At 40.7% G+C, this 13460-nt stretch carries 11 protein-coding genes; 6 read left to right on the top strand and 5 right to left on the bottom strand.

The window, feature by feature from the left end; genetic code table 11:
- Positions 1-4 precede the first annotated feature (4 nt).
- From dltB to dltX, 3 genes are read right to left on the bottom strand one after another with little or no spacing between them, the layout of a single operon-like run.
- Positions 5-1171 (bottom strand): D-alanyl-lipoteichoic acid biosynthesis protein DltB, encoded by a 1167-nt coding sequence (dltB, locus tag COD92_RS00940; RefSeq protein ID WP_098531158.1) that lies wholly within the window; start codon positions 1169-1171, stop codon positions 5-7.
- Positions 1168-2670: a D-alanine--poly(phosphoribitol) ligase subunit DltA gene (dltA, locus tag COD92_RS00935; protein ID WP_098531157.1), complete on the bottom strand. Its 1503-nt coding sequence runs from the start codon at positions 2668-2670 to the stop codon at positions 1168-1170. The genes dltB and dltA overlap by 4 nt, the downstream gene beginning before the upstream one ends.
- 18 nt (positions 2671-2688) lie before the next feature.
- Complete coding sequence (gene dltX, locus COD92_RS00930; RefSeq protein WP_098531156.1) at positions 2689-2838, bottom strand: teichoic acid D-Ala incorporation-associated protein DltX; 150 nt, start codon at positions 2836-2838, stop codon at positions 2689-2691.
- A gap of 289 nt (positions 2839-3127) precedes the next feature.
- Between dltX and COD92_RS00925 the strand changes: the two genes are divergently transcribed.
- The 4 genes from COD92_RS00925 (at position 3128) to COD92_RS00910 (ending at position 7430) form a co-directional block, all read left to right on the top strand.
- On the top strand, positions 3128-4330 hold the full coding sequence (locus COD92_RS00925) for an MFS transporter (RefSeq protein ID WP_098531174.1): 1203 nt from the start codon (positions 3128-3130) through the stop codon (positions 4328-4330).
- Between the two features lie 141 nt (positions 4331-4471).
- Complete coding sequence (locus tag COD92_RS00920; RefSeq protein WP_098531155.1) at positions 4472-5584, top strand: FtsZ/tubulin family protein; 1113 nt, start codon at positions 4472-4474, stop codon at positions 5582-5584.
- Positions 5585-5781: 197 nt separating this feature from the next.
- Positions 5782-6543, top strand: coding sequence for a TerC family protein (locus COD92_RS00915; protein WP_098531154.1), 762 nt, complete (start codon positions 5782-5784; stop codon positions 6541-6543).
- Positions 6544-6680: 137 nt separating this feature from the next.
- Positions 6681-7430, top strand: coding sequence for a sulfite exporter TauE/SafE family protein (locus tag COD92_RS00910; protein ID WP_218011290.1), 750 nt, complete (start codon positions 6681-6683; stop codon positions 7428-7430).
- A 68-nt stretch (positions 7431-7498) separates the two neighbouring features.
- Here the strand turns inward: COD92_RS00910 and COD92_RS00905 are convergent, their stop codons facing one another.
- Positions 7499-9682 (bottom strand): glycosyltransferase family 39 protein, encoded by a 2184-nt coding sequence (locus COD92_RS00905; RefSeq protein WP_098995841.1) that lies wholly within the window; start codon positions 9680-9682, stop codon positions 7499-7501.
- Positions 9683-9700: 18 nt separating this feature from the next.
- Complete coding sequence (locus COD92_RS00900; protein WP_098531151.1) at positions 9701-10678, bottom strand: glycosyltransferase family 2 protein; 978 nt, start codon at positions 10676-10678, stop codon at positions 9701-9703.
- Between the two features lie 168 nt (positions 10679-10846).
- On the opposite strand from COD92_RS00900, the gene COD92_RS00895 reads away from it, so the two are divergent.
- Positions 10847-11752 (top strand): Gfo/Idh/MocA family protein, encoded by a 906-nt coding sequence (locus COD92_RS00895; protein ID WP_098531150.1) that lies wholly within the window; start codon positions 10847-10849, stop codon positions 11750-11752.
- 263 nt (positions 11753-12015) lie between these two features.
- Positions 12016-13458, top strand: coding sequence for an N-acetylglucosamine-specific PTS transporter subunit IIBC (gene nagE, locus COD92_RS00890; RefSeq protein ID WP_098531149.1), 1443 nt, complete (start codon positions 12016-12018; stop codon positions 13456-13458).
- Positions 13459-13460 lie beyond the last annotated feature (2 nt).

Genomic DNA, 13460 nt, shown 5'->3' with positions numbered 1-13460 from the left:
GAAATCATGCTCCTCTTTGAATAAAATGTCCCGAAAATATATAAAATCCAAAGCAAATAAAGTGGAAGGTAATCAAAATACTAACGACCCGAGTGAATCTAGTCTGCGGCCACCATTTATGCTTTTTATTAAACTGCTCGAACGTATTGTATCCGACCATCAATAAGGCATGATAGACTCCATAGAGAATATATTGAATCTCAAGCCCATGCCAGAAACCCATTAACAGAAATAACAAAATATATCCGAGGTTAGAGGTAATGTTACGGTTTTTAATCCACTTCTTTTTCGTCATCCAAAAAACAAACCGCATGTAAACATAATCTCTAAACCAGAAGGAAAGGCTCATATGCCAGCGATTCCAAAAATCTTTTATATTCCTGCTGATAAATGGCAGATTGAAGTTTTCCGGCGATTTGATCCCCATAATATAGCTGACGCCAATGGCAAATGCACTGTAACCTGCAAAGTCGAAAAATAAATAAAAACTATACCCATACATATAAAAGAGCTGGCTTTGAAAATGACTTGTCGCAATAAATCTTAAGTTTGGAATGAAAAAATGATTAATAGAATAGCCAATGATATATTTATATAAAAAGCCCAAGAATATTTTGTTAATGCCATCATATAAAAGCTGTTTATACTGCTCAGCTGTTACCTCTGCTTTTAAATCTTTGTCAAACCGACGGTACCGGTCAATTGGGCCGGATGAAATAGTCGGGAAGAATAAAATGAAATATAGCAAACTAGCAAGGGGGAGTCTCTGTTTTATTAACCCGTCCCTTGTTTCCATAATCAATTGTGTTCCTTTAAAAGTTAAGTAGGAAATCCCCAAAAAGGACATCCAGTTAGTATCTGAAAAGTAAGGAAGCAATTTATAAATCGTTAATGGAAGAATTGAAGCAATTACGGCAAAGGAAAAAATCCAGCCGTTGTTTGCTTTTTTTCGATAAGCTATATAGCCTTCAATTAAGAGAACCTGCCAGGATGTAAAAAGGACTAGGGCAAGCGCACTAGCTGGCTTAGATGAAAAAATAATGGCTAAAACGATAACCGTTACAACCATGTTATATGATTGAAATCTCTTCCCTTGTAAACCAAGGATTATGGTTGGTGCTAAAAGAATCACTAGGATGAAAAAGAAGGTAAAAGAACTGTAAGGAATCATAGCAATACCTTATCTCGAATTTGTTTTCGGTCCACTTTTCCATTCGGAGTGATTGGCAAATCCTTGTGATACGAGAATTTCCGCGGGATCATATAGGCTGGCAGGACTAATCCTAGTTCCTTTCTTATCGCACCAGTAAGCTGAGATTCTTTTTCAAAATTATGTTCCGCTGGAATAATCAAGACGGAAAGGTATTCTATTTTATCGTCTTGATAAATAGGGACGACAACTGCTGATTTCACATATTTCGATCTTGCAATATGGTATTCGATTTCCTCAAGCTCCATCCGATACCCATGTAATTTGATCTGATAATCTAATCTCCCTTTATAAAAAAGTAAACCTTGTTTGGTGAAGCCGGCATCACCGGTTCGGTAAGCCTGCTGTCCATTATAATTGAAAAAGGCTTTATCGGTGAGTTCTGGCTGTCCTAAATAGCCTTTACTTACACTTGGTCCAACAATGATAATTTCTCCTTTTTCTCCGTCTGGTACAGGCTTATTATCTTCGTTTAATAGGATAATTTGCGTATCTGATTTTGCTGCTCCTACAGGAAGAGTTTGATATTCCTCTATCACTTCATCTTTTATTTCTAAAAAGGTAACAGCAACCGTTGTCTCGGTTGGACCATAGGTATTAAAGATCCTTGCTTTTGGGAACCGTTCCCGCAGCTGCTTGCAAACCAAAACCGGCAAAATTTCGCCGCAGAAAAGAAATACTGAAAGTTGTGGAAGCAGGTGATCATTAAACGATGGGTCCATCAAACACATTTGGACAAACGATGGCGTAGAGGTCCATACTTTTGTTTCGGATCTTTTTAACTCTTCAAATAAGATCTTTGGTCTAGCGATCATTTCTTTTGTAATAGCAAATAATGTGCCACCACTTGCCAAAGCCGGGTAGAGGTCCATTACCGAAAGATCAAATGAGAAGGGAGCTTGGTTTAAAAAGCGAAGTCCGCCCTTAATTGGGAAGTCTTCCATCATCCAGTCCACGAAGCTTTGCAAATTGTTGGCAGTTATCTGGACACCTTTTGGGTTTCCCGTACTTCCTGATGTATAGATAATATAAAAAACATCATGGTCCTTAACCCAATTGGATGAACCTATTGAGTCTTGTTTATCCATGTCCTCAGGGGTTACAACCCTTATCAATGATTCTTCCATCGGAAACTCGTGTCCGGACACATTAATTAATAATTCCGCGTTAGAATTCCTGATTATTTTTTCCACTCTTTCTAATGGAATAGACGTATCAACAGGAATATAGGGATGACCAGCTTTTACACTTCCAAGGAAGGAAATCACCATTTCCGGTTCCATATGTCCATAAACTATAATAGGTGAATACTCCTTAAGGTTTTGTTCCATAATGAAACCAGCTAGTTGATCAGAATTTCGCCAAAGCTCACCGTAGGTAATCTGTTTAGTAGGAGAGATAAAAACCAATCTTTCTGGTTGTAACCTAGCATTGTTTTGAATGGCTTGTAACAATTTCATTTTGGGATCCCCCCGTAATTAAAAATCATTGTAAATATACGAACCTGCACTTGCGTCATTGAAGCCATACATAAAAAACAGTAAAAGAAGAATAAGCAAGTAATACAAAAATCTACTGGCCCATCTAACTTTCTCCTGGTAAATGAAACTTTTAATTTTTTGAAGCATAATAATACCCCACTATAAAGATAGTCAATTGTAACTATAATCCTATATTTTTTACATAATTATCATAATTCGGATTGAAACTCCTTGCATTAAAATTTAATGAAAAGGAAATTAATTTTTAATTTATATCTTCAAAGATTAAAAGGGAGTTTGAAATTGACCGATTATGCTCTATGAAAATCAGGGTGTCTATGAGAAATGAGAAGTGGACAAATGTATTTCGATGGTGCCTGACACCAAAAAGGAGTAAAGTGGATAAGTGAAAGAAGATAGAAAGAAGGTTTTATCGTTGGAGAAGCTGCAACAAGGAACGACTGCTTTTCGAAAGGCTAATTTTGCTCTCTTTGCCGGCGGGTTCATTACCTTTTCGATTCTATATGATGTCCAGCCTTTACTGCCAATCTTTACAAAGGAATTTGATGTCACGGCGGCGACGGGGAGTTTGGCCTTATCGGTAACCACGTTTACGCTTGCTATATCCATGTTATTTATTAGTTCTTTATCCGAAGCGTGGGGGAGAAAGCCGATTATGTCGGCCTCGTTACTCCTCTCTTCACTAATAGTGATTATCACAGCCTTTAGTCCGACATTCAGCTCGTTACTTGGGTTTCGTATACTGCAGGGAATAGTGCTCGCAGGCCTTCCTGCGATTGCAATGGCCTATCTTGGTGAAGAGGTGGATTCTAGGAGTCTCGGTATTGCGATGGGCATATACATCAGTGGAAATTCGATTGGTGGAATGGCTGGCAGAATTATTACCGGGTCGATTACAGACCTTTTTTCTTGGCGTATTGCCATGGGGAGTATTGGCGTCATCAGCTTAATGCTAAGCATCTGGTTTTGGTTTCACCTGCCAAACTCTCGTTACTTTGCACCTAAGCCATTAAAGCTAAAGGCACTAAGCAAATCGCTGGTTGGACATTTAAAGGATCCAGCTCTTTTGTGTTTGTTTTGTATCGCATTTATTTTAATGGGAAGCTTTGTTACCCTATATAACTATATCGGCTTTGAACTGCTGGCACCACCGTATCACTTAAGTCAAACCATTGTGGGCTGGATTTTTATCGTCTATCTGACTGGAACATTTAGTTCGACTTGGATGGGGCGTCTTTCGGATTCTCTAGGCCGGAAAAAGGTTTTATGGATTGGCCTCGTTATTATGGCAGCGGGGGCCATAGTAACCTTAGCTGCACCATTAGTGTTAAAAATAATCGGAATTGCTGTTTTTACGTTTGGCTTTTTCGGAGCACATTCAATCGCCTCGAGCTGGGTGGGAAGGCGGGCGCGAACTGCGAAAGCACAAGCCTCGTCGCTTTATTTGTTTTTTTATTACTCCGGTTCGAGTATTGCCGGTACAGCGGGTGGCTTTTTCTTTTCCAACTTTGGCTGGAAAGGGGTAATTGGTTTTATCATCTGTTTGCTTTTGCTGGCTTTTCCATTATCACTCAAGCTTTCCTCTGTGACGGAGAGCCCAGTACAGGCTATGAACTGATTCGTTTAAAAAAGAACCTTTCGGACAAAGAAAGGTTCTTTTTCGTCCTCCAACTATTTTCCCTGTTTTTATATTGTTAAAGTCTAAATTTCAAAAATATGAGTATTATTTTAAAAGAAGAAAGGGGAGGGGATATAGAAAATGGCGAAATCTATTGGGATCTTAGGTGTCGGCCAGGCAGGCGGAAATATTGCAGAAATCGCAGTATCGATGGGCTTTCAGGCCGCACTAATAAATACAAATCAACGTGATGGCACAATTAATACAAGGGTTGAAAAGAAGTATTTTGTCCCAGGCTACAGCGGAGCCGGTCAGAATAGGTCGATTGGGTTAAAGGCAGTGAAAGAAAATTATAGAGAGTTAATTGACTTTGTCAAACAGTCTTTTAAGAATATTAAACTGTTATTAGTGGCCTTCTCTACAGATGGCGGAACAGGGTCAGGAATGAGTCCGCTCCTAATAGATATATTACTGGACCAGCTGCCGGGCATTAACATTGGTGCTATCGCGGTGGTCCCAGACCGTAACGTGCTGGCGGGAAATCGAATCAATGCCACGGCCTGTATCGAGGAGATTTCGAGAATCGAGGCTCTGTCTTCCGTATTCCTTGTTGATAATGATCAATTGCGGAAGGTTAGTCCCCAATCAAGTAAACATCAGATCTACCTTTCTTCCAATAATCAAGTCATGGATGCCATTAATAATGTGCTGCAAGTAACGAAGAAGAGTTCCTTATTTGGAAATTTTGATGAAACCGATTTAATGAATATACTAAGTACAAGAGGAGTTACGATTATCTCAACAACCACCATCACGGATGCAAGAACAACCGCTGATGTCTCCAGTAAAATTCAGCAATCGTGGATAAACTCCATATTCTGCCCTGTTGAGTCAACTGGGGTTATAAGAGCGGGATTAATCTATGAAGGACCGGAGAGTATGGCAAAACTAATTAATGTTCCATCCATTTTTGAAAGGGTTGGAGAACCGCTTGAATTATTCGAAGGAACGTATATTTCCGAATCAGACCCAACGATTACAACTGTACTAGCAGGACTTTCCTTTCCGACGCGGCGTTTAAAGACATTAGAAGATCTCCTTGAGAAAAATAAAGACCGCCTCCAGCACCTAGTTAATAAGGAGCATTCCCAACATTATGAGTCGCAAAGTTCCTGGGCCTCTAACTTAAAAGCGCGGACGCAGGAGAGAAAAGAAGGTAACGTTACATCCAAATTATCTAAATATCAAAGATAACCGATAGGTCAGCCTTCCGTTAGGGGGTTGGCCTTTTTTTCGCTGCTTTAATTGGGTAATTGTTCCTCAATCTGGGAAGACTTTATTTATATGGTTGCACGCAGGTATCAAGCGAAAAACTAGTAGCTACTGGCGTTTTTACGTTAAAATTAAATAATAGACAAAATGTCTTTTTTTTAATAAAGGAGAAATGAACGATGTGGGAAGAAGTGGTTTCAAACTTTGCCTCTATGCTGGATTGGCAGATGTGGGCAGATGTGTTGTCCTCACCAAAGGCGTGGGGATTAATTTTATCTTTAGCGGTACTGGAATGTATCTTGTCTGCTGATAATGCCTTGGTTTTATCAGCCTTTGTTAAACCATTGCCAAAGCAGCAGCAAAAGAAGGCCCTGATTTATGGACTTTGGGGAGCTTATATATTCCGGTTTATTTTTATCGGACTAGGAACATTTTTAATTAAGCTATGGTTTATTAAACTAATTGGTGCGCTATATTTACTCTGGCTAGCTGTCAAGTTCTTTATGGACAAGCTAAAACCTAAAGAAGATGGAGATGAGGAAGAGGAACATAAACCGAAGGGCTGGTTGACCCAAACGTTTGGTGTATTCTGGGCAACGGTTATTAGTGTCGAACTAATGGATTTGGCCTTTTCAGTTGATAGTATCCTTACTGCACTAGCGGTTTCCGATGAAGTTTGGGTTGTCTTACTTGGCGGAATGATTGGGATTCTCTTGATGCGGGGTGTGGCGACCTTTTTTATCAGTTTAATGAACAGGGTCCCAGAGCTTGAGACGACTGCATATTTCTTAATTTTGTTTATTGCGGTTAAAATGGGACTTACCCTTGTTGATATCGAAATCCCAAATGAGATTTTTATCGTTGTTTTGGTGGTAGCCTTTGTTATTACGTTTATTGTACATGGTATACGCAAGAACAGGGCTGAAAAATATTCACATTAAAAGAACTTGGTTGGTATTGACATTATAGGAAGTAAAACTCAATATGGAAATATAAGCAGGAGAATAAAGTATAGGTTCTTCTGCTTTTTTAATGCACAGGTATTTCAGGACTTGCTAGATAAATAGGGGATATTAAAATGTTAAGTTTATTTCATTTAAACCTTTCAGAGTGGATATGGTTAATAGTCGCCGCTGTTTTAGTCGGTTTTTCGAAAACGGGAATCAGCGCTTTTTCCATGCCGGTAATTCCAATCATTGCTTTAATCTTCGGAGGCAAAGAGTCAACCGGAATGATATTACCATTATTAATTATTGGGGATATTTTTGCGATTTATTATTATAATCGCCATGCCGACTGGAAAGACATTAAAGCATTATTGCCTTGGGTTGCTGCAGGCCTATTATTAGGATTGGTCGTGGGTGAGTATACCAACGACGCACAATTTAAAATGATTATCTCCATTTGTGTCATTTTATGTTTAATTATTTTAGTCTATATGGAGAAAAAAGGAGAGGGTGCTAAAGTTCCCAAGGGTAAATGGTTTTATGCCCTAACGGGAATCCTTAGTGGTTTTGCCTCGATGATCGGCAATGCGGCAGGACCCATATTCAGTGTTTTTTTATTAGCAAAAGGCTTCAAGAAAGATAAATTTTTAGGCACAACCGCTTGGTTTTTCTTCATTGTCAATATTTCGAAGGTACCTATGCAGGCTTTGGTCTGGCATAATATACATTTAAAAACGCTGTTGTTTAGCCTGATGATGATACCGGCGATTGCTGTGGGTGCCATTTTAGGTGCGTTTTTAATAAAGAGGATTAATGAAAAGCCATTTCGTATAATTATTTTAATAGTTACTGCTTTATCCGCAATCAGATTAATATTTTAAAAGGTTTAATTAATAGTAGAAAGAAAGACTAAGGCGCTTTAAGTACCTTAGTCTTTTTATGTTAAATTTTATCCTTTATAAACATACAACGTATCTCCGCCGCCAAGTCCAAATGATGTTTGACTTTGTGAGCTAGAATCCGATTGCCATTCGCTGCTCGGAACCTCTACACAATTGTCTTTAATCCACTGTGTCACCGATTGACTTTGTTCAAGGCCCCTTCCGCCGCGTCCAGAGATTAAGAAATACTTAACATAACCAGATTTGGCCATTTCCTCTAACTTTGCAGGAGTTAAAGCAGGATCGCTGCCTGAAAAACCTCCCATCGCCATAACAGCATAATCGGTATTAAGAATATATGGTGCTGCTGACTGCGTGCTGTCGGTAGCTAAGAAATATTTTTCACCGTCATAATTTTTTTCTAAATAAGAAAGCAAGCCGGTGTTTAATTGGTTTTTAGTGTCCATTCCTTTATCACCCATATTTGCCGGTGCACTTGCAGGGATACTAGCATCCTCCTGATTAGTAGGTGGTGTCATATTCTCAGCATCTTGATTTTGTGATGCTCTAGGTGCAATGTTACCACTTGTACCTTGCATGCCTCCAGGGAAGCTCATGTTACCTGCGATTCGGCCGCCGCCCATGCCTCCCATACCTGAACCTGGTCCTGCAATTGGAGTGCTTGCATTATTTGTTTTATTAATAGTAATCCCCGTCCAGTATAGCGGCAAAATCAAGAGAGCCAGCAGGGCCGCCATTGGTAAAGCAGGGGAAATGGATTTTTTTTTCATCAGTAGAACCATCAGGATAAAGAGCACAGCCCCAACAAGAACAGTTCCGATTACCAAGATTTTTGATTGGGAGTTTTGGTTAAGAATTAACGATTCAAATAGGAAAGTAACCAGGATCCCTGAAGGCAGAAGCCGAGACTTCCATCCCTCTTTGTTTGTAAAGAAGTTCCAGAGTATCGTCCAGCCAATTCCAACTAATGCAGCAATGGCCGGTCCCATCATACTTAAATAATATTGATGGAAGAACTCTGCGATGCTGAAGAAAACCATCATTGGAATCAACCATGCAAGCCAAAAGGCTGCAAATTTAAGGCGCATATCAAATTGCTTTGATTTCAGGTATTCCGCAACTAAACCAATTACGGCAAACAGGATAAACGGTAACAACCAGCTTATTTGCCCGGAAAGCTCAGTTGAGAATAGTCTTAATGGACCGGTACTACCCGTACCGAACATTCCACTTGTTCCGCCGCCTTTTCCGCCCATGCCTCCATCTTGGAAGTTTGGCGGAGTGCCAGCCCCCGTTGTCACTTGGCTGGTAGACGAGCTGTCAGTTCCTGTTGTTCCCTGGGCTTGGCTAGCAGCTGTTACTGATTGATTTTGCCCAGACAGCTCATTACTAGAATTGGTTGATGAGCTATTATCCTGCTTTTGAACTCCAGTAGACGTCCCCTTATCCTGTCCCAACAAACGTTGGATCCCGTTATAGCCAAAGGCTAGTTCCAAGACGGAATTGGTCTGACTGCTTCCGATATATGGACGCTCACTGGCCGGAACAGAATCAACCACTAAAGCCCAGGATAAAGAAACGCTCACTAGCACTACCGTTGCAGCTGCTAAATGCAGCAATCTCTTCTTCCAGTTTAATTTTACCGCCAACCAATAAAACAAGTAAATGGCTGGGACGACCATATAGGCTTGCAGCATTTTAATATTAAAGCCGACGCCGATTAAGAAAACACTAAGAATTAACCAGCCTAGCTTTTTCTTGTCTACAGCTTTCATTAATGCCCAAGTTGCAATTAAAAGGGTCACAATTAAAATACTGTCCACATTGTTAGTTCTTACAACAGCAACAAAGATGGGTGAACACGCAAGAACGAAACTGGATAGTAAGGCCGCTGCGCGCCCGAATTTGGGTTTTACAAGGATATACATAAGGTAAACCGAAAATACCCCGGCCAGTGCTTCCGGCAGTAATACGCTAAAGTCACTAAGTCCAAAGATTTTGGCACTTAAGGTTTGAACCCACAGTGCCACAGGCGGCTTATCAACGGTGATGAAACCTTCAGGATCAAACGACGCATAGAAAAAAGCATGGAAATTCTGCATCATACTTTTGACTGCCGCCGTATAGTAGGTGTTTGATCCGGCATTGTTCAGATTATAAAAATTTAAACCTGCCGATAATACGAGAATCCCGACTAGGAGATAATCAACTCTTTTTTTTATTGTTTTCATTTGGTTACCTTCCAACTGTTATTTTTTTATAGTAATCGGTTCTTGTCTTATGCTTTTTATTTCATCCATCCCGTATTGGTCACGGACAATATATAATGGTCGATTCTTGGTTTCATCATATATCCGCCCGATATATTCGCCCATAACTCCTAATAAAATAAGAACAAACGAACTGAAGAACAACTGAATGATGATGAGAGAAGACCATCCGGGGATCGTTGCTTCGGTGAAAATTTTTAAATAGAACACGTAAAACATATAAATCAAACCGGTAATCGCGAGCAATCCGCCCGCATAACTTGCCAATTTCAGAGGTTTATAGGAAAACGATGTAATCCCGTCCATTGACAGTTTCAACATTCTTTTTAAAGGATACTTGGTTTCGCCTGCGGCCCGCTCATCGCGTTCATATTCGATTGCGGTCTGACGGAAGCCGACCCAGCTCGCCATTCCCCGAACAAATCGATTTTTTTCACGAAGCCCCTTCATTTGCTGGACGACTTTCCGGTCCATTAAGCGGAAGTCACCGGTATCAAGCGGTATATCAATATCCGTCATCGAGCGGAGTGTCCGATAGAAAAGAGAGGCAGATTTCTTTTTAAAAAAACTTTCGCCCTTCCGTGACAGCCGCTTGGCATAGACGACTTCATAGCCTTCCATCCATTTTTCAATCATGTCTAGTATCAGTTCCGGTGGGTCCTGCAAATCGGCATCAATAATAACGACGGCCTCTCCCTGTGCATAATCCATCCCGGCTGAAATCGCTACTTGATGTCCAAAATTCCGCGAAAAGTTAATGAGCTTGACTCTTGCATCGGTTATCCCAATTTCAATCAGTATTTCTTCCGTTCGGTCTTTGCTGCCATCGTTGATAAAAAGCAATTCGTACGGGGCATCCGTGGAGTCCATCACAGTAATCAACCGCTGATAGGTTTGCAGGATTACCTCTTCTTCATTAAAAACAGGCACAATAATCGAATATTTTATATTTTTCACCGTTTCAATTCTCCTTTCAAAGAAATGATGAGAAACAATTCCGTGGTATCTGCCTTTACTTTAACGGTTAAAACTTAATTATTTCTTAAAGCCAGGAAAAATTGATTTCTACTACTAGGTAATTGATATACTTAAAGGTACAAATTAACTTTTTAGGAGAGAGATATAGTGGTTAAATTCGGTGTAATCGGGCTCGGGGATATCGCGCAAAAGGCATATCTGCCGGTCTACAGCAGTATGAAGGATCTGGAATTTCACTTTTTTACACGTAATCAAGAAAAGGTAAAGTCCGTTGGCAGCCAATATCGGTTTGAGAATCTTCACTCTACATTAGAATCCTTGCTTAGCAGTGGGATTAAAGGGGCGTTTGTCCATTCGTCGACCGTCTCCCATGAAGGGATTGTCGAACAGCTGCTCGAGCACGATATCCATGTGTTTGTCGATAAGCCGATTACGGACCATTATGATGGGGCAAAAAAACTCGTCGAACTTGCCGAGCAGAAGGGTCTAATCTTAATGACGGGCTTCAATCGAAGATACGCCCCTGCATACCAACGGCTAAAGGAAGTCGCTGCCCCGAATATGGTCATAGTCCAGAAACATCGGAACGCATTGCCAGGCGAACCAAGGACATTCATTTATGATGATTTCATCCATGTGGTAGATACCGTGAGATATCTATGCCCGACTCCAATTGATGAAGTGATTGTCAATGGAAAAATCGTTGGGGGTATACTTTACCATGTTGTTGTTCAGTTTATTTCAAGTGGCGCAACGGCGCTTGGAATCATGAACCGGGACAATGGCACAAATGAAGAAATCGTAGAGGTCATGGGGCCTGTAGAGAAACGCAGCGTTTATAATGTATCTAAATTAGTGGTTTCAAAGGGGATGGAAACAACTGAAGTACGGGGCAGTGACTGGGAATCTACCCTGAAAAAACGTGGCTTTGAGCAGATGGTCTCAGATTTTGTAAATGCTGTTATGACGAACTCAAAGCCAAGCATATCCGCTTCAGATGCACTGGAAACTCATGAAATCTGTGAAAAAATTCTTTCCAAGCTAGGAAGTTAGTTCAGGCGTGGAGGTGAAATGAAAGATCGACTTAGGATCTTTTATTTTACCTCTATGCCTTTTTATTTTGTCATACGTCCCAATATCAGTAATAGGAGTTAGGACCAGACAGTAAACTATTAATGGATAAGGTCTTTAAGGAGGTGGTGATTAGAAAAATCAGCAGCATATCTTACTAGTTTGATAGTCATTATTTATTCATTGTCTGTTTTTTCAAGATAGCTGCAGCGTTACAGAAAAAACATAAATAGGGGGTTCAGCAAATGAGGAAATACCTACAAAGATTAGGAAGTTCGTTGATGTTACCGGTTGCGGTCCTGCCGGCAGCAGCGATATTAATGGGTATCGGATATTGGATTGACCCGACCGGCTGGGGTGCAGACAGTCCGCTGGCCGCTTTCTTAATTAAAGCTGGCAGTTCGATTATCGATAATATTCCGATTCTTTTTGCAGTCGGTGTTGCCTTAGGGATGTCAAAAGAGAAAGATGGCTCTGCCGCACTGAGTGGTCTGGTTGCCTTCTTGGTTGTGACTACATTGCTTTCAACAGGCACAGTGGCACTCTTAGAAGGGGTTGATCCAACTAAAGTCGATCCATCATTTGAAAAAGTCAAAAATGCTTTTGTTGGAATCATCTCCGGTATTGTGGCCTCCATGATGTACAATCGTTATAGTCATGTGAAATTACCGGATGCATTCGCATTTTTCAGCGGTAAACGGTTGGTCCCAATTATGACAGCTATTTCAATGCTGGTTGTTTCCGCGGTATTATTCTTTGTATGGCCGCCAATTTATACGGCATTGGTTACCTTTGGTAAAGCAATTAGTGATTTAGGTGCTGTTGGTGCTGGCCTTTATGGCTTCTTTAACCGCCTTTTAATTCCTACCGGGTTACACCATGCCTTAAACTCTGTATTTTGGTTTGATGTGGCCAACATTAACGATATCGGAAACTTCTGGGCAAGCAAGGGGGAAAAGGGAGTAACCGGTATGTACCAGGCCGGATTCTTCCCAATCATGATGTTCGGGCTGCCTGCAGCCGCTTTAGCTATGGTTCATACTGCTAAAACGAAGAAGAGAAAGCAAGTCGCCTCATTAATGTTAGCAGCCGGCTTTGCCGCCTTTTTTACAGGTGTTACGGAGCCGATTGAGTTTGCATTCATGTTCTTAGCTCCTATGCTTTATCTTGTGCATGCTATCTTAACAGGTCTGTCATTGGCAATTGCAGCAGCGTTCCATTGGACAGCTGGGTTTGGGTTTAGTGCCGGACTTATCGACTATGTGCTAAGTTTTAAAATCCCAATTGCTAATAAGCCATATATGTTAATCGTTCAAGGTTTAGTTTTTGCGGTTATTTATTACTTCTTATTCCGTTATATTATCGTTAAATTTAATTTAATGACTCCTGGCCGCGAAGATGACGAAGATGAGGCTGTGGAAGAGACCGCAGGTGAAAGTAAGTTTGCTTCAATGGCAGCGATCATTTATGAAGGATTGGGCGGTGATGAGAACGTCGTTTCAGTGGATAACTGTGTGACCCGCTTAAGATTAGAAGTGAAGGATATGAGTCAGGTCGACCAGAAGAAAATCAAATCGGCCGGTGTACCGGGAATTAACATTGTTGGTCCACAAAGTATCCAAGTTATTATCGGTACGAATGTTCAGTTTGTCGCTGATGAGGTTCATAAGCTAAGGAAAGAGAACTAATA

This window comes from Bacillus sp. AFS037270 (assembly GCF_002585305.1).
Note: the sequence above shows the minus strand (reverse complement) of the source record. Positions and strands in the feature narration are given on the sequence as shown.